Genomic DNA, 605 nt, shown 5'->3' on the forward strand with positions numbered 1-605 from the left:
ACGGAAGATCTCAGCTACAAAGGTGGGTTGCATTAAAGGCTCTCCCCCGGTAGCCGTAACTCCCCCCCCTCGCAAGTAATTCTTGTAACGTTGGATCTCGGCAATTAAAGACTCAACCGTAACAAGCTGTCCCGCCTCCGGATCCCGACAGTCGGGGTTGTGGCAATACAAACAGCGAAGTGGACAACCCTGTGTAAAAATTACGAAGCGGATTCCTGGCCCATCGACGGTGCCACAGGTTTCCACCGAGTGAATGCGCCCGGCAATTGGTGTCAGGGGGTTCATAACGGTATCCATACTTTTATCCTGGATGACTTTTGCAAAATATCAATCAATCTTGAGGTTTTCTTCCAGATTGCTAACTCAGGTTAAATAGAACACAGTTTCCATTTCTCTTTGGATTAGGTTGGGACTAGATTTTTTTAGATCCCTAGGGTCTTTTAGCTAGACCGCTGCTATCCTGGTGCTATCCTGGCTGGAAGGGAGAAAGGGGGATAAAAAGCCGAAAGGGCAGCTTGGGGATCCCACCCAGCTCAGACCGATGGGTCGTGTGGGCTAGGCACGGAGGTATCCACCGTTGGGTCGTGTGGGCTAGGCGTTGGGTC

1 protein-coding gene is annotated in these 605 nt (G+C 50.9%); it reads right to left on the reverse strand.

Translation table 11 applies throughout. From position 1 onward, the window contains the following. Positions 1-297: 4Fe-4S cluster-binding domain-containing protein (locus tag NW837_RS13315; RefSeq protein ID WP_414332110.1), on the reverse strand; the 297-nt coding region annotated here is incomplete at its 3' end. Between the last annotated feature and the right edge of the window lie 308 nt (positions 298-605).

It is taken from the genome of Synechococcus sp. R6-10 (assembly GCF_047461815.1).
Classification (GTDB): Bacteria; Cyanobacteriota; Cyanobacteriia; order Thermostichales; family Thermostichaceae; genus Thermostichus.